The following is a 22,403-nucleotide window of genomic DNA, read 5'->3' as shown; positions in this document are numbered from 1 at the left end:
TCCTCCGTCGTGCCGCTCGAATCGACAATATACCCCTAGGGGGTATCTGTCATCAGGTGGAACGCGTGCCGGCCCGGACTATTCCCGAGTCGCGCCGATGAAGAGCGCTGCTGCGGCCCCCGCCTGCGCACGATCGATTTCCCGCAACCGGGAGGACGTGCCACCCGAGCATGCTCCGACGGTAGCAGCGGATGCCGCGAGGTTCGCGCTGCGAGAACAGACGCGCACGCGGCATCCGCATCGTGCTGTGATGGCCGCATGGACATCTTGATCCTCGGTGGAACCCAGTGGCTCGGTCGCGAACTCGCGAGGGAGGCGCTGCGCCGCGGGCACGCGGTGACCTCGCTCGCGAGAGGCGAGGCGGGCGCGGCCGCCGAGGGGTCGGCGTTCGTCGCGGCCGACCGCTCGCAGCCCGGCGCCTACGATGCCGTCGCCGAACGCGAGTGGGATGCCGTCATCGACGTCACCCGCCAGCCCGGCTTCGCCCGCCGTGCGGCCGCCGCGCTCGCGTCCCGGGCGAAGCACTGGACCTTCATCTCCTCGTGCAACGTCTACGCGGCGCAGAACGAACCGGGCGCCGACGAGTCGGCCGAGCTCATGCCGCCGCTCGAAGACGACGAGTCGACCGCCGAGACCTACGGCGAGGCGAAGTCCGCCATCGAGCAGACATACCGCGATGCGCTCGGCGACCGGCTACTCGTGATCCGGCCGGGGCTCATCACCGGGCCCGGCGACGCCTCGGGGCGCGGCGGCTACTGGGTGGCGCGCGCGGCGCGCAGCGACGATCCGATGCTCGTCCCCGACACCCTCGACAACGCGGTGCAGGCGATCCACGTCGACGATCTCGTGGCGTTCACGCTCGACTCGATCGAGCGGCGGCTGACCGGCGCCTTCAACACGGTCGGCGAACGCACGACGTTCGGCGACTGGATCGAGCGGTCCCGGGCGATCGCCGGGCACCAGGGCGAGGTCGTCGCGGTCTCGCCCAGGTGGCTCGCCGATCAGGGCGTCGCCGAGTGGTCGGGCCCCGAGTCGCTGCCGCTCTGGATCATCGACCCCGAGTGGAAGGCGTTCCTCGATCGCTCGAACGCCGCGGCGATCGCGGCGGGTCTCCGGCTCCGGCCGCTCGACGCGCTGCTCGGCGAACTGCTCGAGTGGGAGCGCGGCGAGGGGCTCGACCGTGAGCGCGGCGCGGGCCTGAGCGCCGCGCGCGAGCGCGAGCTCCTCGCCGCACTCCGCGGCTGAGCTGAGCTGAACCCGAAGCTGAAACTCGAACTGAGACCGAAGCGTCTGGCATCACAGACAGCGGTGATGACGGATGCCTCGGCTCGCGGCATCCGTCATTGCTAGCGTCAGAGCATGGGCAATGCTGCGCTTCCGAATGATCCGCTCTGGCCTCGGGCCGGGGACTGGCCGCCGCTCGACGGGCTCCCCGCGAACGAGCGCGCCGACCTCGCCCTGATCGGCGTGCCGGCCTTTCGCACCTCGCTCTCGCCGACTGGGGCGCACGAGACGCCCGCGGCGATCCGGGCGACGCTTCGGCGCTACAGCCCGACGATCATGGCCGATCGAGGGCGCCGCGACGACGCACGCTCGCTCGACGGGCTGACCATCGTCGACGCGGGCGATGTCGCCGAGCCCGACGGCCCCGAGGGCGAAGCCCGCGTACGTGAGGCCGTCGCTGCGGCGGCCGGACGATCCACGGCCGTCATCGCACTCGGCGGCGACAACTCGCTCACCCTCCCCGTCGCCCTCGGCACCTGGGGCGACCGGCTCGCGAGCGCCGGCCTCATCACGCTCGACGCGCACTACGACCTGCGCGACGGAGCGAGCAACGGCTCTCCCGTGCGGCGGCTGCTCGAGGCCGGGCTCGATGGCCGGCGCATCGTGCAGATCGGCATCGCCGACTTCGTGAACTCGCGCGAGTACGCCGATCGCGCACGCGACTTCGGCATCACGGTCGTGCACCGCGACGAACTGCATCGCCGCCCCATGGCCGAGGTGTTCGCCGAGGCGCTCGAGATCGCCGGCGCCGGTGGCGGCCCGATCCACGTCGACCTCGACGTCGACGTGTGCGACCGCAGCGTGGCGCCCGGGTGCCCGGCATCCGTGCCCGGCGGCATCTCGGCGCACGAGCTTCGGCAGGCGGCCCGAGCCGCAGGAGGCGACTCGCGCGTCGAGTCGGTCGATCTCGCCGAGGTCGACGCCACCGCAGACGCGCCCGACGGGCGTACCGTACGATTGGCTGCACTCTGCGTGTTGGAGGTCGCGGCGGGAATCGCTCTGCGCTGACCGGCGGCCCCGACGACCGGCTCGACGGGAAGGACGCATCGTGAAGACACTGGTACTCATGCGCCATGCGAAATCGAGCTGGGACACGCCGGGATTGCTCGACCACGACCGTCCGCTGAACGAGCGCGGCCGGCGCGAGGCACCGCGAATGGGTCGCCGCCTGGGCGAGCGCGGCATCCGCCCCGACGTGATCGTCACGAGCACCGCCGAGCGTGCGCGCTCGACCGCCGCCTTCGTCGCCGCGGCGCTCGGAACCGAGGAGCGGCGCGTCATCGCCGACGAGCGGCTGTACTCGGCATCCGTCGACACGCTGCTCAGGGTCGTGCGCTCGCTCGACGACCGCCTCGCGTGCGCGATGTTCGTGGGGCACAACCCCGAGATGACCGACTTGGCCGCGCGCCTCTTCCGCGAGGCCGAGGCGATGCCGACGGCCGCGGTCGCCGTGTTCCGATTCGACGTGGCCTCCTGGTCAGACGTGCGCATCGCGACGCACGGCGGCCGCAGCGCAGCGCCGCCCGTCAGCGTGACGTTCGACGCTCCCGATCGCTCGCCACTGCACGGCCGGTGACAGCGGGCCGACGAACCGTCACCGGGGCGCGTCGGCGACGTCGGCACAGCACGTCGCAGCGAAGCTCGACCACGTCTGCCCTTCGATGATCTCTCTGTTGATCCGGGTGTAATTCCCGCGAGCCGAACGGGGCCGGCCGTTCCGTGACATCGAGGCGACGGTGTCGGCCGTGGGGGCGCTCCGGGCAGCGAGATCGTTCCGTTATCGAGCTGGAACATATTGGGTCTTGACTCCTGGATCGATTGTTCGTTTACTAAACAATCAAAGAAAGGACCCCATGAACCAGGGCACCAAGGGCACGAAGCAGTCGCTTCGGGTGACGAACGAGCAGCTCGTTCTGCAGCACATCGCGGCTGCGAATGCGCAGGCGTCTCGTGCTGATATCGCCCGATCGACGGGCCTGACCCGGGCGACAGTCTCTGCGATCGTGGCCGAGCTCATCGAGCGGCGTATCGTCGCCGAGGCCGGCACGCGCGCGGGTGACAGCGGGAAGCCGGCGACCCGGCTCGAGCTGGACCGGGTGAACCACATCGTCATCGCGATCGATGTTCGCGCCCGTCAGGTCACCTGCACGTGCGTGCTCCTCGACGGCACCGTCGACGAGTTCACCGAGTATTCGGTCGGCACGACGCCGATCATCGACGTCGTGGCGGTGGCGGTGGCCTCGCTTCGGCGGCGGCGGCCAGAGAACGTCCTCTCCGTCGGGATCGCCGTTCCGGGCGGTGTCTCGGGCGACGGCCGAGTCGTCTCCCACGAGCTCGGCTGGGACGGACTCGATATCGCAGCCCTGGTCAGCGAGCAGGTCGAAGCGCCCGTGTTAGTCATGAGCGACGCTGCGGCGTCGGCGGTCTTCGAAGCGACGCTCAGCCGCGCTGTCAGCCCGAGCATCGGCGCGATCCACCTCGGCAAGACGCTGTCGGTCGCGATGCTCGCCCGCGGCGTCAACCTGATCGAACCTGCGCAGTCGGGGGGTGACATCGGTCATCTCATCGTCCTCGGCGGCGACCGCGTCTGCCCATTGGGCCATGCCGGCTGCCTCAGCGCCGTCGCCTCGCTCGACGCGATCCTCGATGGGGTCGACCCCGAGACCCTCTTCCTGCGCCACAACGGCGTCACAAACGGGGCCGTCCGCGTCTTGAATTCGCGGATCGCGGATGCGAGTCGCCACATCGCCGCCTACGTCGACATTCTCGGTGCGACGTCCGGCATTCCGGAGTTCGTTCTCGACGGACCCGTGCGCGCGCTCGGAAGCGCGCTCGTCGAAGCTACCCGCAAAGAGCTGCGCGCTCGGGTCGTACGGCAGGGAGACATTCCCGTCGTTCGGTTCTCGACGCTCGGCGCAGACGGCGTCATCCTCGGCGCCGCAACTCACGCCTTCCGCCAGCGCCTCGGCGTCACGTGGACGACGGAGAACCTATCAAACGCACTGGGCGACACGAGCCTCACACTCGTGGAGCGGAACATTGGAGGATATTCCATGGAACGGCTACCAATCGTACGGAAGTACGTGTCGGCGGCAGCGGTGGCAGCGCTTGCGCTCGGCGCCGCCGGCTGCTCGACCGGCGCGGGCGGAGATGACACCATCACGCTCGAAGTCTGGACTCACGAATTCGAGCCGCTGCAACAGGTCCTCACCGAGAAGTGGATCCCGGAGTTCGAGGCGGAGCACGAGGGGGTCCAGATCAAGCTCACCTCGATCCCCTTCGCGGGCGCTGTGTCGTACGACGCGAAACTCATTTCGGCACTCTCGTCCGGCGGCGGTCCCGACGTATGGGACATGGGCGACTGGAACTACAAGACCTTCGCCGAGAACGGGTATCTCGAGCCCATCGACCCCGAGACGTTCGGCTACGAGGACGACCAGGAACTCATCGACGCGTACCTGCCGGGGAGCACAGACGCGCTCGTCTCCGATGGTGAGCTCCTCGGCCTCTTCTCGGAGTTCAACACGCTGAACCTCTTCTACAACAAGGAGGTCTTCGCGGATGCCGGCATCGAGCCGCTGCCCGAGGACAAGCCGGTCTCGTGGAAGGAGATCGGCGAGATCGGCCAGAAGCTGCGCGTCGAGAATGGCGGGGCGCTCGAACGCATCGGGCTTCAGCTCGGGTTCTTCGCGAACTTCCGTTCCCCGCAGTGGTACGCGCAGAACTATTACACCTTCCTGCGGCAGTACGGCCAGGACGACATCTTCGTCGACGGTGCGCCCGCCGGCAACACCGAGGCCGCAGTCGAGGCGTTCCAGCTCATCCACGACTTCACGTACAAGTACGAGGCGTACGACCCGAACTTCCTCAACAACTGGTTCGCCGACGTCCCGCAGGGTCGTGCCGGCATGGTGAGTGCCGGCACCTGGTACCCCTCGTCGGCCATCCAGAACAACGAGGACTTCGACTTCGGGGTTGCTCCGAACCCCGTCGTCGACCCCGAGAACCCAGACACCTACAAGAACGTCTCGTGGCTGTGGGGCTGGTCCATCAATGCGAACGCAGAGGAGGAGCGAAAGGCCGCGAGCCAGGAGTTCCTGGCCTTCATGCTCGGGAAGAAGGGCGAGACCGAGCAGTCCGCCGACTGGTTCGAGCGACTGGGATACATGCAGCCGAGTCTGGCCTTCCTGGAGTCGGACGCCTACCAGAGCGCACTCGAGGAGAGCCCCTGGCTGCAGCTGTGGGTCGACGCCCTCAGCAACTACGAGGTGACCCCCGTGCCGCACAGCTATGACGAAGCCGGTGCCGCCCTCGTGCGCGCGATCGACCGCGTCATCTACGACGGTGCATCTGCCGAGGAAGCGGCCGACCAGCTCCAGGCGGAGCTGGAGCGGCTCGGCTAAGTCCCACTCGATTCCCTGCCCGACCCGAGTTTCTGCCGGGTCGGGCAGGGCCCACCACGGAGACTCAACGTGATCGACACCATCGCACCACCCGTCGCGGCACCGCCCTCGACCCAGCGCCCCCGGCCGCCCAAACGGCCACGCAACGGAGAAGCTCGCATCGCGCTCAGCTTCATCTCACCGTCGCTCGCCTTCTTCGTCGTCTTCTGGGCGCTGCCCCTCATCGCGACGATCGGGTACTCCATGACCTCGTGGAGGGTTGGCAGCGACCCCGAATGGATCGGACTCGACAACTACTTCGCTCTCGCGAGCGACCCGTTGTTCCACCGCTCGGTGGCGGCGTCGCTCACGATCTCGGTCGGCGCATCAGTCGTCAGCCTCGCGATCGCGCTGGGGCTCGCGGCCGTGCTCGCGCAGCCGGCGATCCGCGGTGGGCGGCTCTGGCGACTGGCGATCATCTTGCCCGTCGTGACCGACTGGGTGGCCACCGGTCTCGTCTTCCAGCTCATCTTCCTGCCGAATCAGGGCGTGCTCGCGTCGCTCGCGGCGTCCGTCGGGGCTGAGGCACTGATCAACGTTCCGTGGGTCTCCGATCGGACGCTGGCTCCGATCGCAGTGAGCATCTTCATCATCTGGAAGCAGACCGGTCTGTACACGATCTTCTTCTTCGCCGGCATCCGGAGCATCCCCGACGACGTCATCGAGGCGGCGCGGCTCGATGGCGCCAGCGCATGGGCAGTCTTCTGGCGCATCCGCTGGCCGATGATGAAGCCCATCACCGTCTTCGTCGTGGTGACGGCGTTCGTGACGACGCTCGGATTGTTCGAGCCGGTCTTCATGCTCACCGGCGGTGGTCCGGCCGGTGAGACCAGAACCCTGCCGATCTTCCTCTACGAGAACTTCTTCTCGTTCGGCAACAGTGGATACGCCTCGGCCGCGGGGGTCGTGTTCCTCCTCATCTCGCTCGCGTTCGCCCTCGTCGCATCGCGCATGCTCAAGGAGAGCTACGAATCATGACCCGAACCCGCCGCGTGCGTGCATCGCTCGTCGCCTCGTACGCCGTCCTCCTCGTGTGGGCCGCGGTCAGCCTCTTCCCCATCGTGTGGATGGTCTCGGCGGCCTTCAAGTCCGCAGACCAGGTGCTCACCGTGCCGATCCAGTGGATTCCTCGTGAGTGGCATCCCGAGAACTTCGTCGAAGCGCTGTTCGAGCCGCGATTCGCCGGTGAGTCGTTCATCACCTTCCTCTGGAACAGCACCCTCGTCGCCGCGCTCACCGCGCTCGCGTCGATCGCGCTCTCGCTCATGGTCGGATACGGGTTCGCGAAGTTCCGTTTCCGCGGTCGCGACGGGCTCATGTGGACGCTGCTCGGCTCGACCCTCCTGCCGTTCTCGGCCGTGCTGATTCCGCTCTACCTCGTGATCCGGCAGCTGGGCATGATCGACACCCTCTGGGCGCTCATCATCCCTTTCGTGCTCACCGGGCAGGCGATCTTCCTCTCTCGCCAATTCGTGCTCGCCATCCCGAGTTCGTACATCGAGGCGGCTCGCATCGACGGTGCCAGCGAGTGGGGCATCTTCGTGCGGATCATCGTGCCGATGGCGGCGCCCGCCATCACCACCGTCGGCGTCATGACGTTCCTCCTCTCGTGGAATCAGTTCCTCTGGCCGCTCGTCGTCGCCGAATCGCAGTCCACGTTCACCGCCCCGCTCGGCCTGTCGCTGCTCGGACTCGGCTCCACGTTCCAGACGGACTACAACATCTGGATGGCAGCGGCGACGCTCGCGGTGCTGCCCCCGCTCGCGTTCTTCATCGTGTTCGAGCGGCCTTACATGCGCGGCCTGGAACTGATGTCGGGGGTCAAATGACGAAGCGAGTGTTCGGGGTGTTCCTGCAGGTCTCGACGCTCGACGATCCTTCGACCGCACGATCGCTCGTCGCCTCCGCAGCACGGCACGGTCTCAGCCACGTGTTCGTCGAGCACCGTCAGCCGCCTCGCTGGCTGACGGATGCGTGTCACGCGTGGGGAATGCAGCTGATCGTCTCCATGGCGTGCTTCTTCGAGGACGACCTCGAGGTTTCGGAACGGTCGGCGACGGTCGAGCCGATCAGTGCCGAGGGCCGGTCACGGCCGAGGCTCGAGTGGTACACGGGCGCCGTCCCCACCGACGGCGGCATCGCCGACGGGCTCGCCGCACGAGCGGTCGCGCTTCTGTTGAGCAGTGGTGCCGACGGAATCGGCCTGGATTTCATCCGCTGGCCGATGCACTGGGAACTCGAGCTTCGAACGCCGGGTCCGCGTCTCGGGGAGTACTCGTTCGATGAGCGGACCGTCGCCCTGTTCTGCGCCGAGACGGGCCTCGACCTTCCACGGAACGACCCGGCCGCCGCCGCCCAGGTCATTCTCGGCAGCTTCGAAGAGGAATGGCGAGCCTTCCGCACGAAGACGATCACGGACGTCGTGCAGCGGGTGAGCGGCTCGATCCGAGCGGTACGGCCCGACGCCTGGGTCGGCGCATTCCTGGTGCCGCAAGAAGAGTTCGAGCGTTCCGCCGCGGTCGGCCAATCGGCCGCGCAACTCGCACCGTACGTCGACGCGCTGCTGCCGATGGCCTACCACTCCATCATCCATCAGGACGTCGGTCTCGCATCTCGCATGTTCGCCGACGTCCGGCTCCACGCCGATGGTCCAGCAGTCGTGCCGGTGGTGCAGACGACGGCGGACCCGCACTTCGCGGGCGCCGCTGATTGGGGTTCCCCCTTCGACTTCGACGACCTCGTTCCCGAGCTCGGACGACTCGCCGACACCGGTCATGGATTCGTGCTCTTCCCCGCGGAAGGGCTGTCCGATGCAGCCTGGAGCACCGTCGCCCGCGTCATCAGAGAGCGCACCGACTACCCGGATGAACAGCTGAACTATTCGATGAGGAGTTGAACCAGTGTCACCGAACCTACACATCCACGGCGGCTTGGCCGCCATCGTCGGCGGGGCCGTCGTCGTCGCCGCAACCCTGCTCCCGATGAGCGCTCCGACCGCGCACGCGGCCGCCGCCGACCCGCTCGACATCGTCCCACGTGTGCAGTCCTGGACCGCGGGCAGCGGCAGCTTCGCCCTGCACCAGTCCGGCCGGATCGTCATCCCGGCCGGTGAGGCGACGGATGTCTCCGTGATCTCGCCGCGGCCCGCGCTCGTGGTCGACCGGAGCGTCCAGCACGTCGCAGACTCCTTCGCCGCCGACCTCGCGGAGGTCGGCGGTGTTACGCTCGCGGTGACGGTCGGCGCGACACCGGTTCCGGGCGATATCGTGCTCGACCTCGCGACGGACACCGGGCTCGGGGACAGCGGCTACCGGGTCACGACCGCCGACACCGTTACCGTCGAGGCCCAGACGTCGAGTGGCTTGTTCAATGCCACCCGGACGCTCCTGCAACTGCTGCGGCTGAACACCGGCGCCGACGAGTTCGCCCGCGGGGTCATCGTCGACCAGCCGAGCCTCAGCTACCGCGCCATCAGCGTCGACGTCGGGCGGCGCTACTGGGAGATCGACACCCTGAAGGCGCTCATCCGGGACATGTCCTGGCAGAAGCTCAACGTGCTCCAGCTCCACTTCAACGAGTCGGAGGCCGTTCGCCTGTACAGCGAGGCGTATGCGGGTATCGCCCCATCGAGCCCGTCCGAGCGCTACTCGCAGGCGCAGATCGACGACCTGGAACGCTTCGCGAACGACCACAACGTCACGCTCGTGCCCGAGATCGACCTGCCCGCGCACGCCACGGCGGTCGCCCTCGGCACTGGCACCGATCGATCGCTGCGCAGCCAGTGCGGCAGTCAGTACAACTGGGTCCTCGACTACACAGACGCCGGCAAGCGGCAGTGGGCGGTCGATCTCATCGGCGAATTCGCCGCGTGGTTCGACGGCCCCTACTTCCACATCGGCAACGACGAGGTGCCGCACGAGCTCGCGAGCTGCGACTACGTCGAGGCCGCGATCGCGAGCGACCCGGCCATCGACACCTTCGAACAGCTGCAAGAACGCTTCGCGAACCAGCAGGCCGATGCGCTCGCGGAGAACGGCAAGCGCGCGATGATGTGGGCCAACGGGTCGAATGTGCTGCCCGACACCGACATCATCCTCGTGAACTTCGGATCGCTCGCGAACGCCGACAACCTGCGATCCCTCGGCTATGACGTGGTCAACACGGCGTACAACACGGGCAGCTACACCCGGTTCTTCCTGATCCCCGCCATGTTCGGCGACAGCCGCCATGTGGCGAAGGGCAACATCTACAGCTGGACCCCGGCGACTCCAGGTGGGCACAACCTCGGTCAGCAGCTGGCGGTGTGGGCCGACGAGCTGTTCTACGGCGAGGACCGCTACTTCATGGATGAGCTCGCGCCCCGCCGATCCGAGCTCGCCGAGCGCACCTGGAACAGCACTCCGACGCTCGACACCCTCGCTCAGTTCCGCGAGCGGGTGGCTGCGATCGGCGACGCGCCCGGCACAATCGCGCCGTCGAATGCTCGTACCGACGACGGGCAGCCCAGCCACCGATACGACTTCGACACGGCCTTTACGCCGTCGAGTGACACCCACTACGCCACAGCGATGACCCATCCAGGCGTCACCGACAGCATCGGCGAGTTGCACGGGACCGCGTACACCGGTTCGGCGCCGACTCGCGACGTGGCTGGCGTCGACGGCGCCGCGATCCGGTTCACGGCAGCCGCAAACCGCCGGTTCTCGCTCGGCGGCGCCGACGTCGCACCTCCGTGGACGGCAGCGATGTGGGTCAACCGCGAAACCGCGAGCACCGACACCCAGCTGCTGCGGTCGTGGAACGGGGCGATCAAGGCCGAGCAGCACAACACCGGCGCCAGGCTCGGCATCACCAAGTTCGGCGTCGGCGACTACTCCTTCGACTACACCTTGCCGCTGAACGAATGGGTGCACATCGCGCTCGTCGCCGACAGCCAGGGGACCCGGCTGTACGTCGACGGCCAGCAGGTCGGGCAGATCGCCCAGACCATCGCACTCCCGCAGGGTGCGCTCGGCGGCAACCGTTCGTTCGGTGGGCGACTCGACGACGTGCTGCTCTACGACGAGGCGCTTTCGAGCTCGGCGGTCGCGACCCTCCACGACGGGTACGGCACCGGGGCCACCGACCTCGCACAGGGTCGCCCGGTGACCGCGTCCAGCCAGGAGACCGCGGCCTTCCCCGCCTCGAACGCGGTCGACGGCAACGCGACGACCCGCTGGTCGAGCCTTCGCTCCGATCCGCAGTGGATCGCGGTGGACCTCGGCGCGCAGACCCAGCTCAGCTCGGTGCGTCTCGAGTGGGAGGCCGCATACGGGCGCGACTACCAGGTGCAGGTCTCGGGCGACGGCACCACATGGACGACGGCGGAGACCGTCAACGGCGGCAACGGCGGGGTCGACACGGTCTCGCTGAACGTCGTCGGGAGGCACCTGCGGATCCTCGGCACCGCGCGCGGCACGAACTACGGCTACTCGCTGTTCTCGCTCAGTGCCTACGGCTCACCGGCGAACCTCGCTCACGGCAAGTCCGCCTCCGCCTCCAGCCAGGAGACGGCCGCGTTCCCCGCCTCGAATGCCGTCGACGGGAATGCCACGACCCGCTGGTCGAGCCTTCGCTCCGATCCGCAGTGGATCGCGGTCGACCTCGGAGTGCCGCGTCAGCTCAGCTCCGTGCGCCTCGAGTGGGAGGGGGCGTACGCACGGGACTACCAGGTGCAGGTCTCCGATGACGGAACGACGTGGAGCACCGCGGCCTCCGTGATCGGCGGGGACGGCGGCGTCGACGTGGTCGCGGTGAACGCGACCGGCCGCCACGTGCGAGTCCTCGGCACCGCACGCGGCACGTCGTACGGCTACTCGCTCTGGGAGATATCCGTGAGCTGACCGCTTTCCCTGGCGCGACCGATGGGTAGCGGGCGAGGCCAGGGGAACGCAGCGGCCGGTGGAGGGCGGCCGTGCTGCAGGGGAGGCAGGTCCGAGGCGCAACCTCGGGCCTGCCTCTCGAGCTTCGATCACCTCGAGTCGTATTCTCGACTCCGCCTCGCGCCGCCACTTCGGTGCCGCCTGGTCCGACGAGCAGGAATCTCCGGTGACAGCGGGCCCGTGCCTCGCTAGTGTCGATGCCAACGGGAGGGGTGCGCCATGTCGTTCATCACCAGGGGATTCAGCGGGCGGAGTCGTGAGCGCGACGACCGGCTTCCACCCGGCCAGACCCTCGTGCACGATTTTCCGGTGCTGTCGGCGGGACCGACGCCCGAGGTCGACACCGCCGAATGGGAGTTCACGATCCGCACGGAGTCGGCCGTGCACCGCTGGAACTGGGACGAGTTCCTTGCGCTGCAGATCGACGAGGTCGACACCGACATCCATTGCGTCACGCACTGGTCGAAGCTCGGCACGAGCTGGCGCGGCGTCTCGCTCGACACGCTCTTCGAGCAGGTCGAGACCGAGCAGGAGTACGTCATGGCGCACAGCTACGGCGGATACACCACCAACGTGCCGCTCGACGAGTTGCTCGACGGCAAGGCCTGGGTGGCATTCGAGTTCGACGGCCAAGCACTCGAGCCCGAGCACGGCGGGCCGGCGCGACTGCTCGTGCCGCACCTCTACTTCTGGAAGAGCGCGAAGTGGGTGCGCGGCCTCGTGATGATGGACCAGGACGAGCCAGGCTTCTGGGAGCAGAACGGCTACCACCTGCACGGCGACCCGTGGAAGGAGGAGCGCTACTGGTGAGCGAGGTCTCGACTCCGGGTGCGACCGCGACGCCGGCCGCAAGCGCCGCCCTCCGAGCGGTCCCGCGCTCGGGCTGGCACGTCGCCACCGTCGCGGCGGCGCGGCGCGAGACCCCGAATGCCTCCCGCCTCGAGCTCGAGGTCGACGGATGGCCCGGCAACGCGGCCGGGCAGCATCTCGACGTGCGGCTCACCGCGCCCGACGGATACACGGCGACCCGCTCGTACTCGATCGCCTCGTCTGGGCCGGGCACCCGCGTCACGCTCGCCGTCGACAAGCTGCCCGACGGCGAGGTCTCGCCGTACCTCGTCGACGAGGTTCGGGCCGGCGACATGCTCGAGGTGCACGGGCCGCTCGGCGCGTTCTTCGTCTGGGCGCCCGTCGCCGAGACCGGCGACGCCCGCCCCGTGCAGCTCATCGCCGGCGGATCCGGGGTGGTGCCGCTCTTCGCGATGGCGCAGGCGCACGGCGATGCCGACGACCCGGTGCCATTCCGGCTGCTGTACTCGGCGCGCACACCGGACGACGTGTACTTCGCCGGCGAACTGCAGCGGCTCGTCGGCGCATCCGCACCGTTCCGGCTCGACCTCGTCTACACGCGGCGTGCCCCAGAGGGGTGGCGGGCGCCGGCTGCGCGCATCACGCGCGAGACGCTCGAGGCGGCGGTGTTCCCGGCCGCCGAGCAGCCGCGCGTCTACGTCTGCGGGTCGACCGGCTTCGTCGAGCGCGTCGCCGACTGGCTCGTCGAACTCGGGCACGATCCGCGATCGATCCGCACCGAGCGATACGGAGGAACCTGATGCAGCATGTCGACGGCAACGCGCTCGCCGGCCCGTTCGCCGACTTCTTCAGCTTCGACGTCACGACCGCGACGGCGCGGTGCAACGGCTGCGGTTCGGTCGGCGAGCTCGCCCGTGCGATGGTCTACCGCAGCGGCGCCGGCACGGTCGTGCGCTGCAGCACATGCGACCACGTGCTCGCGACGCTCGTCGAGACCGGCGACCGGGCGTGGATCAGCCTCAGCGGCGTCAGCGCGATCGAGGTGCGTCGCGGCTGAGGCCGGTCGACGAGCCGAGCGGAGCGGATGCCGCGGCCTCGCGCTCAGGCGACGAGCGCGCCGTCCTTCCACGTGCGCGCGACGAGCGGCACGCCGGGGCGGTAGGCGAGGTGCACGTGGCTCGGGGCGTCGAGCAGCACGAGGTCGGCTCGTGCGCCGGGGCGGATCGCGCCGACATCCGTGCGCCTGAGCGCTGCCGCGCCACCGGCCGTCGACGCCCACAGCGCCTCGGCCGGGGTCATGCCCATGTCGCGCACCGCGACGGCGATGCAGAACGGCATCGAGCTCGTGAAGCTCGACCCGGGGTTGCAGTCGCTCGCGAGTGCCACGGTGACGCCGGCGGCGAGGAGCCGTCGGGCGTCGGGGTAGGGCTGTCGGGTCGAGAACTCGACGCCGGGCAGCAGGGTCGCGACCGTGTCGCCGGCGGCGAGCGCCGCGACATCCGCATCGCTCAGGTAGGTGCAGTGGTCGACCGAGGCGGCCCCGAGCTCGACCGCGAGGCGCACGCCGCCGCCTTCGCCGAGCTGGTTGCCGTGCACCCGCACCCCGAGCCCGGCGGCAGCGCCGGCTTCGAGCACGCGGCGCGACTGCTCGGGCGTGAAGGCGCCGCGCTCGCAGAACGCGTCGATCCAGCGGGCGTGCGGGGCGCAGGCGGTGAGCATCTCGCCGACCACGAGGTCGACATAGGCGTCGGCGGCGCCGTCGCCGAGCGCGGGGTCTTCGCGGTACTCGAACGGCACGACGTGGGCGCCGAGGAACGTGACCTCGTCGGTCACCTCGCGTGCGAGGCGCACGAGGCGCTCCTCGTCGCGAACCGACAGGCCGTACCCCGACTTGATCTCGAACGTCGTCGTGCCCTGGGCGTGCAGCTCGGCGACGAAGCCCGCGAGGCGTGCCCGAAGCTCGTCGTCGCCGGCCGCTCGCGTCGCCGCGACCGTGGAGCGGATGCCGCCCGCCTCGTACGGCCGTCCGGCCATGCGCGCGGCGAACTCCTCGGCGCGGTCGCCGCCGAAGACGAGGTGGGTGTGGGTGTCGACGAAGCCGGGGATGAGCGCCCGGCCGCCGGCGTCCACGAGCTCGGTGCCGGATGCCTCGGCGTGCGCCGCGGCATCCCCGCCGCTGCCGACCCAGCTCACGAGGCCGTCGTCGACGAGCACGGCGGCGTCGCGGATGATGCCGAGCGACCCGCCGTCGCGGCCCGGTGCCGGGTCGTTCGTGACGAGTTCGCCGATGTTCGTGATGAGGATGCTCATGGCCTGCTCCGGGATCGGTGAGACGTTGCGGCGGGAGTCGGATGGAACGCACTCGCGAGCGTGCAGTCCTCGCCGTTGAGAGGGCGAGAACTGCACGCTCGGCGCGAGGTGTCGGGCAGCGGCCGTCAGCCCTCGAGCATCGGCACGCGGAGGCCGCGCTCGCGGGCGACCTCGACGGCGCGGTCGTATCCCGCGTCGACGTGGCGCATGACGCCGGTGCCGGGGTCGTTCACGAGCACCCGCTCGATCTTCTCGGCGGCGAGCGGGGTGCCGTCGGCGACGACGACCTGGCCCGCGTGGATGGAGCGGCCGATGCCGACACCGCCGCCGTGGTGGATCGAGACCCACGTGGCGCCCGACGCCGTGTTGAGCAGGGCGTTGAGCAGCGGCCAGTCGGCGATGGCGTCGGAACCGTCGGCCATCGACTCGGTCTCGCGGTACGGGGAGGCGACGGAGCCCGAGTCGAGGTGGTCGCGCCCGATGGCGACGGGCGCCGAGAGCTCGCCCGAGGCGACCATCTCGTTGAACTTCAGGCCCGCGAGGTGCCGTTCCTTGTAGCCGAGCCAGCAGATGCGCGCGGGCAGGCCCTCGAAGTGCACCTTCTCGCCGGCCTGGATGATCCAGCGGCGCAGGTGCTCGTCTTCGGGGAACAGCTCGAGGATCGCCTTGTCGGTCGCCGCGATGTCGGCCGGGTCGCCCGAGAGCGCCGCCCAGCGGAACGGGCCCTTGCCCTCGGCGAAGAGCGGCCGGATGTAGGCGGGGACGAAGCCAGGGAACGCGAATGCGCGGTCGTAGCCGCCGAGCTCCGCCTCGCGGCGGATCGAGTTGCCGTAGTCGAACACCTCGGCTCCGGCATCCTGGAACTCGACCATCGCCTTGACCTGCTTGGCCATCGCGGCGCGGGCGCGCTCGGTGAACTCCTCGGGCTTCGCCTCGGCGTACGCGTGCCATTCCTCGACGGTGACGCCTTCGGGCAGGTAGTAGAGCGGGTCGTGCGCGCTGGTCTGGTCGGTGACGATGTCGATCGGCACCTTGCGCTCGAGCAGCTCGGCGAACACCGTGGCGGCGTTGCCGACGAGGCCGACCGAGAGGGCGCGGCGTTCGGTCTTCGCGGCGAGCACCCGGGCGATCGCGTCGTCGAGGTCGTCGGTCATCTCATCGAGGTAGCCGTGGTCGACGCGGCGCTGCAGGCGGGTCGCGTCGACGTCGACGATGAGCACCGCTCCCTCGTTCATGGTGACGGCCAGCGGCTGGGCGCCGCCCATGCCGCCTGCGCCGCCGGTGAGGGTGAGCGTGCCGGCGAGCGTGCCGCCGAAGCGCTTGTCGGCGACCGCCCCGAAGGTCTCGTAGGTGCCCTGCAGGATGCCCTGGCTGCCGATGTAGATCCACGAGCCGGCCGTCATCTGGCCGTACATGGTGAGGCCGAGTGCCTCGAGCCGGCGGAACTCGGGCCACGTCGCCCAGTCGCCGACGAGGTTCGAGTTCGCGATGAGCACGCGGGGTGCCCACTCGTGGGTGCGGAACACGCCGACGGGCTTGCCCGACTGCACGAGCAGGGTCTCATCGGCTTCGAGGTCTTCGAGGGTGCGCACGATCGCGTCGTACGCCTCCCAGCTACGGGCTGCTCGGCCCGTGCCGCCGTACACGACGAGGTCTTCGGGGTGCTCGGCCACCTCGGGGTCGAGGTTGTTCATGAGCATCCGCAACGGCCCCTCGGTCTGCCAGCTCTTCGCAGTGAGCTGAGAGCCGCGCGCGGCGCGGACGGTACGGGATTCGGACATGCTGTCGCTCCTTGTCGGTGCAGTGTTGTGAGATGCGGATGTCGGCGCGTGCTTCACGCAGAAATCCCCTCGAGTGAATTGCACACCGTGCCGGGCCGCGGAACAACGCGGCTCGCGCGAGGCTTGTCCGGGATTCCAGACAGTCGGCCCGGCACGGTGATGGCTCAGCTCAATCCGTTGTCGGCGAGCCACTTCTTTGCGATGTCGGCCGGGTTCGTCCCGGTCGCGGCCTCACCGTTCATGGCGATGAGGTCTTCGGTGGTGAGCTTGGCGGAGACCGCGTTCAGCGTCTCCTCGATCGTCGAGTTCGACTTCGACGAGGTGATGATCGGCACGACGTTCTCGGCGGCGAAGAGCGACTTGTCGTCTTCGAGCGCCACGAGGTCGTTCTCGGTCAGCCCCGGGTCGGTGCTGAAGATGTCGCCGACCTGGACCTGACCGGTCGTCAGGGCCGTCATGGTGAGGGGTCCGCCGGCGTCGAGGCTCACGAACTCCTTGAATTGCAGGCCGTAGACCTCTTCGAGGCCGAGCACGCCGTTGACGCGCGTCTTCCACTCGGGCGGTCCGCCGAGCGAGAGCTCGCCGGCAACCGGCACGAGGTCGGAGATCTTGGTCAGCGAGTACTTGTCGGCGGTCTCCTGGGTGACCGCGAGGATGTCCTTGTCTTGCGCCTCGGACGCCTCGAGCATCGAAACGCCCTCGGGCAGCTTCTCCTCGAGTTCGACGAGCACCTCGTCGGAGGCGCTCGCGGTCGACTCGGGGTCGAGGTACTTCAGCAGCGCGCCGGAGTACTCGGGGAGGAGGTCGACCGAGCCGTCCTGCAGCGCGGCAATGTAGACCTCGCGGCTGCCGATGTTGAACTGCTCCTTGACGTCGACGCCGGCGGCTTGCAGCGCCTGCGAGTAGATGCTCGCGATGAGCTGGCTCTCGGTGAAGTCCGCCGAGCCGATGATGACCTGCGAGCTCGAGGAGTCGCCGGAGTCGCCGCCGGCCGAGAGCGGGTCGCCGGCGCAGCCGGACAGGGTGAGCGCGGCCGCGGCCGCGAGGGCCGTGATGGCCAATGCCTTCTTCATGATGATGACTCTCCTGGGTGGAAGGGGTGGAGGGGGGTGGGGATCAGGATGCGCCGAGCTGGATCGCAGACGTCGCGGTGGAAACGTTGGTCTTCCGGGTTCGCCGGGTGACGCGCTGGAGACCGGGCGAGACGACCAGGCGTCCCACGCCGATGAATGTGAACTCGAGCACGAGGGCCAGAGCGGCGACGAGGATGGCCCCGCCGGCCATCTGCGCGTAATCGCCCTGAGCGCGCCCATCGAGGATGTAGCGGCCGAGGCCCTGCAGGCCGAGGTAGGCGGCCACCGTGGCGGTCGAGACGACCTGGAGGGTCGAACTGCGAACGCCCGAGAGCAGCAGCGGGAGCGCACAGGGCAGCTGCACGTTCCAGAGGATCTGGCGCTTCGTGTAGCCGAGCCCGCGTGCGGCGTTCACGGCGTCGGGGTCGGCCGACTGGATGCCCGAGTAGGTTCCGGTCAGGATGGGCGGCACGGCGAGCAGCACGAGCACGATGATCGTCGGCACCACGTACACCATCTGGCCGATCACGACCGGTGCGAGCACCAGGTAGAGGAGCACGAGGAGGCCGAGGGTCGGGAGCGCCCGGAGGGAGTTCGCGAGGCCGGCCACGATGCCCTCGCCCTTGCCGGTGTACCCGATGAAGATGCCGAGCGGAACACCGATGGCGAGCGAGATCGCGAGGGCGATCGCCGAGTAGAGGAGCTGGAATCCGACCTGCACGGGGATGCCGTCGGGGCCGACCCAGTTCGCGGGGTCGAGGAACCAGTCGAGGACGTTCATGAGGTCACCGTCCGTTGGCGCCACGGGGTGGCGATTCGGTTGAACCAGATGATGAGGGCGTCGAAGATGACCGCCAGCACGACGCAGAGCACGATGCCGGTGATGAGGGGCACGAAGAGCCGGAGCTGGAAGCCCTGCGTGAACAGGGAGCCGAGCTGCGGGATGCCGAGGAGCGCCGCCATCGTGAGGATGCTCACGTTGGAGACGACCGCGACCCTGAGGCCCGCCGCGATGACGGGCACGGCGACGGGCAGCTCCACGAGCACGAGCCGCTGCCAGCTGCGGTACCCCATCGCCTCGGCGGCCTGCACCGTCTCGAACGGCACGGAGCCGAGCCCGTCGGACACGACGCGGACGAGGAGTGCCACGGTGTAGACCGTGAGCGCGACGACCACGTTGAGCGGGTCGAGGATTCTGGTGCCGAGGATGGGCGGCAGGATCACGAAGAGCGCGAGCGAGGGGATCGTGTACAGCAGGCCGGCGGCCCCGACGATCACCGGGTAGCCCCGACGGGAACGGTGCGCCCACCAGCCGAGCGGCAGCGCGACGAGCAGGCCGAGCAGTGTCGGAATGAGCGTCAGCACGATGTGGTTCATCGTGAGCTCGCCGATGCGCGGCAGGTTCGACCAGACCCAGTCGATGTTCATGACGCCACCCTCGTCTCCTTCGACCGGCGGATCGCCTCGACGATCTCGGTCGCCGACACGGTTCCGACGAACTGCCCGCCATCGCCGGCCACGACACCGCGGCCGCTCGGGCTGGAAAGCGCGGAGTTCAGCAGGTCGCGAAGGGTGCCCGACGAACGGGCCACGGTTCCACTGAGGTTGATCTCGGACTCGCGGACGACGCGGTCGGGCCCGTGCACGTCGACCCAGCCGAGCGGGCGGTTCGAGGCATCGACGAAGACCGCCCAGTCGCCGGCCGCCGTGATCGTGCCCGTGTTCTGGCCGAAGGTGATCGTCGGCTCCCGGGTCACGGCGACGGTGTCGTCGTGGATGAAGCCGAGCGCCCGGTAGCCGCGGGCGGTGCCGATGAAGTCGGCCACGAAGGCATCGCGCGGCCCCGCGAGCAGTTCAGCGGGCGAGGCGACCTGGGCGAGGGTGCCGCCCGAGCGCATCACCGCCACCTGGTCGCCGAGCTTCAGCGCCTCGTCGATGTCGTGGGTGACCATGACGATCGTCTTCGAGATGTCGGCCTGGAGCCGGAGGAACTCGTCTTGGAGCTGCTCGCGGACGATCGGGTCGACGGCGCTGAACGGCTCGTCCATGAGCAGGAACGGGGGATTCGTCGCCAGTGCCCGCGCGACGCCGACGCGTTGCTGCTGGCCGCCCGAGAGCTGCCACGGGTAGCGGTTCGCGAAACTCTCGTTCAGCCCGACCCGCTCGAGCAGTTCGAGCGCGGCGGCGCGCGTCTCGCGTCGACCGTTGCCGAGGAGTCGCGGCAGTGCCGCCACGTTGTCGACGATCGTGCGGTGCGGGAACAGGCCGGCATTCTGGATGACGTACCCGATGCGGCGGCGGAGCGCGACACGGTCGAGCGACTGCGTGTCGACCCCGTCGAGGCTGATCACCCCCGAACTCGGGTCGATGAGCCGGTTGATCATCCGCATGGATGTGGTCTTGCCGCATCCGGATGGACCGACGAGTACCGTGAGCTTGCCGTTGGGAGCCTCGAGGCTCAATTCATTGACGGCGACGGTGCCGTCGGGATAGACCTTCGAGACCTTGTCGAACGTGATCATGCGTCTCCTCCTGCAGACGAAATGGTGCGCTTGCTGAGACCGGCCGAGAGCGACGCGGCCGCCTCGGCGAGGGCGCGGCCTTGACGGGCGATGCCCAGGTCGTCGATCCGATAGCTCGGGACGACGAGACTGAGCGCTGCGACGACCGTTCGCTCCGATCGGATCGGGGCTGCGATCGCCGTGACATCCGCTTCGACGCCGCGTTCGACGACCACGTAGCCCTCTGCGGGCGTGCCGCCGGTGAGTACGTGCCCTGCCGCGGAGCGATCGAGCGGAATCGTTCGGCCCACCCAGCTGGTGTGGCGGACCGAGTGGGTGCCTTCGACGATGTGGATGTAGAGGGCGGTGGAACGGTGCCCCTCGATGCTGAGGTAGGCCGATTCACCGGTCTCCTCGACGAGCGCCTCCATGATCGGATGCGCCTGGGCGATGAGGGATTCATTGCTCAGCGACTGCGCACCGAGCTGGATGATGCGGCTGCCCGGGCGGTAGTTGCCGTCGTCGTCGCGACGGACGAAGCCGCTCGTCTCGAGCGTGCGGAGCAGACGCAACGCAGTGCTCGGCGAGAGGTCGACCGCCCGGGATGCCTCGGAGAGCGTCAATCGGCCGTCGTCGCAGATCACGGCGAGCAGGCTCAGAGCCCGATCGACTGTTCGGGTGGACGGTTCGGCCATGTTCGCTCTCCAATGAGTGTTTCATCTAGTAAAAACCATTTGTCACCGAATGGCAATACTTTTCTTTGATTTGAGGTACAAAGGAGGTCGAATAGTACGGCATCGAGAACGGAGGACCCTGTGATCAACTTCGACGGAGGAACGACGGTCGACGACATCGTCGCGGTGGCGGTCGGGGGCGAGACGGTGCGCATCTCCGACGCCACGAGAGACCGTGTCGTGCGGGCAGCGCGCGACGCCGACGCGCTGAGCGCGCGCATCCCGACCTACGGGCGCACGACCGGGGTCGGGGCGAACCGGTCCACCATCGTCGAGACGGCCGACGGCGATCACGGCCTGCGGCTGCTCCGCAGCCACGCCACCGATGCGGGCGATCCGTTGTCCGCCCCGGCGGTCCGGGCGATGCTCGCCGTGAGACTCGCGCAACTCGCCCGCGCCGGCAGCGGCATCCGTGCCGACGTGCTCGACGGGGTCGCCGCCATGCTGAACGACGATGCGCTGCCGACCGTGCTGCGCTACGGAGCCATCGGCACGGCCGACCTCGCAGCGCTCGCCGCAACCGGCCTGACCCTGCAGGGCGAACTGCCCGCGAGCCGGCCGCTGGCCCCGATGCGTCCGTGGGGATCCGAGAACGCGCTCGCCTTCATGAGCAGCAGCGCCCTCACCATCGGTCGCGCATGCCTCGCGCTCGTCGAGCTCGAAGAGGTGCTGCGTGCATCGATCGTCGCGTACTCGCTGAGCTTCGTGGCGCTCGACGGCAACCCGTCGCCGTTCTCCGCGGCGGCAGCAGCGGCCGCCGCCGCACCCGGTGCCGAGGCGGTCGCCGAACGTGTGCGCTCCTTCGTCGGCGACGGCATCGTGGAGCCCGCGCGAATCCAAGATTCCTACGGTCTGCGAGCGTTCGTCGTATCTACCGCGGCGGCGTGGGATGCGGCCGGGCGCCTGCGCTCCCGGCTCGACGCCCTCATCGACGTCGCCCAGGAGAACCCGCTCTTCGTCTTCGACGGCGATGGCGCTGTCGTGCACCACGCCGGCTTCTTCCAGGCCGCGCTCGGGCTGGCGAGCGACGGCATGAACCTCGCGCTCGCGCAGACCGGGCCGATCTCGTTCTCGCGGATCCGCATGCTGAACGAACCCGATCTCACCGGGCGCCGGCCGTTCCTCGCAGTCGGGCCCGCCGGCTCCTCGGGCACGCTCATGATCGAGTACGTGGCGGCATCCGCGTTGGGCGAGTTGCGGCACGCGGCCCAGCCCGCTTCCCTGTCGTCGGTCGTGCTCTCGCGCGGCGCCGAGGAGGATGCGAGCTTCGCGACGCAGGCGGTCGCACAGCTCGAGCAGGCGCTCGAGGCCGCCCGGGTGCTGCTCGGGTGCGAACTCGTCGAGTCGTCGAGGTTGCTGCGGCAACGCGGCATCCGCGCGTCGTCGCTGCCGTCGCGCCTCGCCGATGCTGCGCGCGCGGTTTCCGTGCTCCCCGCGGACGACGACGATCGTTCGCTGCGCGGCGACCTCTCGGTGGCGCAGGCCCTGATCCCCGAGCTCGCCGCGCTCTGAGTCGAGGGCAGGCAAGCGCCTGCACGCCGCGCCAT

Annotated in this window: 19 protein-coding genes; 12 read left to right on the top strand and 7 right to left on the bottom strand. The window is 69.1% G+C overall.

What is annotated here, in order from left to right:
* Positions 1 to 258: 258 nt before the first annotated feature.
* The 11 genes from DCE93_RS13120 to DCE93_RS13070 all read left to right on the top strand — a co-directional run bounded on the left by DCE93_RS13120 (position 259) and on the right by DCE93_RS13070 (position 13,514).
* Complete coding sequence (locus DCE93_RS13120; RefSeq protein ID WP_108596270.1) at positions 259 to 1,245, top strand: NAD-dependent epimerase/dehydratase family protein; 987 nt, start codon at positions 259 to 261, stop codon at positions 1,243 to 1,245.
* Between the two features lie 114 nt (positions 1,246 to 1,359).
* Positions 1,360 to 2,292 carry an arginase family protein gene (locus DCE93_RS13115; protein WP_108596269.1) on the top strand — a complete coding sequence of 311 codons (933 nt, stop codon included), beginning with the start codon at positions 1,360 to 1,362 and terminating at the stop codon, positions 2,290 to 2,292.
* 40 nt (positions 2,293 to 2,332) lie between these two features.
* A complete protein-coding gene (locus DCE93_RS13110) occupies positions 2,333 to 2,860 on the top strand; it encodes a SixA phosphatase family protein (RefSeq protein WP_108596268.1) in 528 nt (175 codons plus the stop codon).
* Between the two features lie 277 nt (positions 2,861 to 3,137).
* On the top strand, positions 3,138 to 5,687 hold the full coding sequence (locus tag DCE93_RS13105; RefSeq protein ID WP_108596267.1) for an extracellular solute-binding protein: 2,550 nt from the start codon (positions 3,138 to 3,140) through the stop codon (positions 5,685 to 5,687).
* A 69-nt stretch (positions 5,688 to 5,756) separates the two neighbouring features.
* Entirely contained in the window at positions 5,757 to 6,704 is a 948-nt protein-coding gene (locus DCE93_RS13100) for a carbohydrate ABC transporter permease (RefSeq protein ID WP_108596266.1), read from the top strand.
* Complete coding sequence (locus DCE93_RS13095) at positions 6,701 to 7,555, top strand: carbohydrate ABC transporter permease (protein ID WP_108596265.1); 855 nt, start codon at positions 6,701 to 6,703, stop codon at positions 7,553 to 7,555. Before DCE93_RS13100 ends, DCE93_RS13095 begins: the two co-directional genes overlap by 4 nt.
* A complete protein-coding gene (locus tag DCE93_RS13090; RefSeq protein WP_108596264.1) occupies positions 7,552 to 8,622 on the top strand; it encodes a glycoside hydrolase family protein in 1,071 nt (356 codons plus the stop codon). Before DCE93_RS13095 ends, DCE93_RS13090 begins: the two co-directional genes overlap by 4 nt.
* A 4-nt stretch (positions 8,623 to 8,626) precedes the next feature.
* A complete protein-coding gene (locus DCE93_RS13085; protein ID WP_146185009.1) occupies positions 8,627 to 11,608 on the top strand; it encodes a discoidin domain-containing protein in 2,982 nt (993 codons plus the stop codon).
* A gap of 258 nt (positions 11,609 to 11,866) precedes the next feature.
* A complete protein-coding gene (locus DCE93_RS13080) occupies positions 11,867 to 12,457 on the top strand; it encodes a sulfite oxidase-like oxidoreductase (protein WP_108596262.1) in 591 nt (196 codons plus the stop codon).
* Positions 12,454 to 13,257: a ferredoxin reductase gene (locus DCE93_RS13075; RefSeq protein ID WP_108596261.1), complete on the top strand. Its 804-nt coding sequence runs from the start codon at positions 12,454 to 12,456 to the stop codon at positions 13,255 to 13,257. The genes DCE93_RS13080 and DCE93_RS13075 overlap by 4 nt, the downstream gene beginning before the upstream one ends.
* Entirely contained in the window at positions 13,257 to 13,514 is a 258-nt protein-coding gene (locus DCE93_RS13070) for a DUF6510 family protein (RefSeq protein WP_235825156.1), read from the top strand. The genes DCE93_RS13075 and DCE93_RS13070 overlap by 1 nt, the downstream gene beginning before the upstream one ends.
* 44 nt (positions 13,515 to 13,558) lie before the next feature.
* Here the strand turns inward: DCE93_RS13070 and hutI are convergent, their stop codons facing one another.
* The 7 genes from hutI to DCE93_RS13035 all read right to left on the bottom strand — a co-directional run bounded on the left by hutI (position 13,559) and on the right by DCE93_RS13035 (position 20,817).
* The gene (gene hutI, locus DCE93_RS13065; protein WP_108596260.1) at positions 13,559 to 14,767 is read right to left on the bottom strand and encodes an imidazolonepropionase; all 1,209 of its coding nucleotides are present in this window, start codon (positions 14,765 to 14,767) and stop codon (positions 13,559 to 13,561) included.
* A 125-nt stretch (positions 14,768 to 14,892) separates the two neighbouring features.
* On the bottom strand, positions 14,893 to 16,548 hold the full coding sequence (hutU, locus tag DCE93_RS13060; protein WP_108596259.1) for a urocanate hydratase: 1,656 nt from the start codon (positions 16,546 to 16,548) through the stop codon (positions 14,893 to 14,895).
* A 164-nt stretch (positions 16,549 to 16,712) separates the two neighbouring features.
* Positions 16,713 to 17,621 (bottom strand): ABC transporter substrate-binding protein, encoded by a 909-nt coding sequence (locus tag DCE93_RS13055; RefSeq protein ID WP_108596258.1) that lies wholly within the window; start codon positions 17,619 to 17,621, stop codon positions 16,713 to 16,715.
* Positions 17,622 to 17,664: 43 nt separating this feature from the next.
* The gene (locus DCE93_RS13050; protein WP_108596257.1) at positions 17,665 to 18,402 is read right to left on the bottom strand and encodes an ABC transporter permease; all 738 of its coding nucleotides are present in this window, start codon (positions 18,400 to 18,402) and stop codon (positions 17,665 to 17,667) included.
* Positions 18,399 to 19,049 (bottom strand): ABC transporter permease, encoded by a 651-nt coding sequence (locus tag DCE93_RS13045; RefSeq protein ID WP_165906040.1) that lies wholly within the window; start codon positions 19,047 to 19,049, stop codon positions 18,399 to 18,401. Before DCE93_RS13045 ends, DCE93_RS13050 begins: the two co-directional genes overlap by 4 nt.
* Positions 19,046 to 20,143 (bottom strand): ABC transporter ATP-binding protein, encoded by a 1,098-nt coding sequence (locus DCE93_RS13040; RefSeq protein WP_108596256.1) that lies wholly within the window; start codon positions 20,141 to 20,143, stop codon positions 19,046 to 19,048. Before DCE93_RS13040 ends, DCE93_RS13045 begins: the two co-directional genes overlap by 4 nt.
* Positions 20,140 to 20,817: an IclR family transcriptional regulator gene (locus DCE93_RS13035; protein WP_108596255.1), complete on the bottom strand. Its 678-nt coding sequence runs from the start codon at positions 20,815 to 20,817 to the stop codon at positions 20,140 to 20,142. Before DCE93_RS13035 ends, DCE93_RS13040 begins: the two co-directional genes overlap by 4 nt.
* Positions 20,818 to 20,937: 120 nt before the next feature.
* On the opposite strand from DCE93_RS13035, the gene DCE93_RS13030 reads away from it, so the two are divergent.
* Positions 20,938 to 22,368 (top strand): aromatic amino acid lyase, encoded by a 1,431-nt coding sequence (locus DCE93_RS13030; RefSeq protein ID WP_108596254.1) that lies wholly within the window; start codon positions 20,938 to 20,940, stop codon positions 22,366 to 22,368.
* Positions 22,369 to 22,403: the final 35 nt, after the last annotated feature.

Origin of the sequence: Agromyces badenianii, from assembly GCF_003070885.1 — a bacterium.
GTDB classification, from domain to species: Bacteria; Actinomycetota; Actinomycetes; order Actinomycetales; family Microbacteriaceae; genus Agromyces; species Agromyces badenianii.
This window is presented reverse-complemented; position numbering and strand designations above follow the sequence as displayed.

What these genes read in the sequence shown, in the direction of transcription:
- DCE93_RS13035 (WP_108596255.1), bottom strand. Translation starts at nt 20,817, where the DNA reads ATGGCCGAACCGTCCACCCGAACAGTCGATCGGGCTCTGAGCCTGCTC.
- hutU (WP_108596259.1), bottom strand. Translation starts at nt 16,548, where the DNA reads ATGTCCGAATCCCGTACCGTCCGCGCCGCGCGCGGCTCTCAGCTCACT.
- DCE93_RS13050 (WP_108596257.1), bottom strand. Translation starts at nt 18,402, where the DNA reads ATGAACGTCCTCGACTGGTTCCTCGACCCCGCGAACTGGGTCGGCCCC.
- DCE93_RS13040 (WP_108596256.1), bottom strand. Translation starts at nt 20,143, where the DNA reads ATGATCACGTTCGACAAGGTCTCGAAGGTCTATCCCGACGGCACCGTC.
- DCE93_RS13080 (WP_108596262.1), top strand. Translation starts at nt 11,867, where the DNA reads ATGTCGTTCATCACCAGGGGATTCAGCGGGCGGAGTCGTGAGCGCGAC.
- DCE93_RS13115 (WP_108596269.1), top strand. Translation starts at nt 1,360, where the DNA reads ATGGGCAATGCTGCGCTTCCGAATGATCCGCTCTGGCCTCGGGCCGGG.
- DCE93_RS13055 (WP_108596258.1), bottom strand. Translation starts at nt 17,621, where the DNA reads ATGAAGAAGGCATTGGCCATCACGGCCCTCGCGGCCGCGGCCGCGCTC.
- DCE93_RS13090 (WP_108596264.1), top strand. Translation starts at nt 7,552, where the DNA reads ATGACGAAGCGAGTGTTCGGGGTGTTCCTGCAGGTCTCGACGCTCGAC.
- DCE93_RS13095 (WP_108596265.1), top strand. Translation starts at nt 6,701, where the DNA reads ATGACCCGAACCCGCCGCGTGCGTGCATCGCTCGTCGCCTCGTACGCC.
- hutI (WP_108596260.1), bottom strand. Translation starts at nt 14,767, where the DNA reads ATGAGCATCCTCATCACGAACATCGGCGAACTCGTCACGAACGACCCG.
- DCE93_RS13045 (WP_165906040.1), bottom strand. Translation starts at nt 19,049, where the DNA reads ATGAACATCGACTGGGTCTGGTCGAACCTGCCGCGCATCGGCGAGCTC.
- DCE93_RS13120 (WP_108596270.1), top strand. Translation starts at nt 259, where the DNA reads ATGGACATCTTGATCCTCGGTGGAACCCAGTGGCTCGGTCGCGAACTC.
- DCE93_RS13105 (WP_108596267.1), top strand. Translation starts at nt 3,138, where the DNA reads ATGAACCAGGGCACCAAGGGCACGAAGCAGTCGCTTCGGGTGACGAAC.
- DCE93_RS13070 (WP_235825156.1), top strand. Translation starts at nt 13,257, where the DNA reads ATGCAGCATGTCGACGGCAACGCGCTCGCCGGCCCGTTCGCCGACTTC.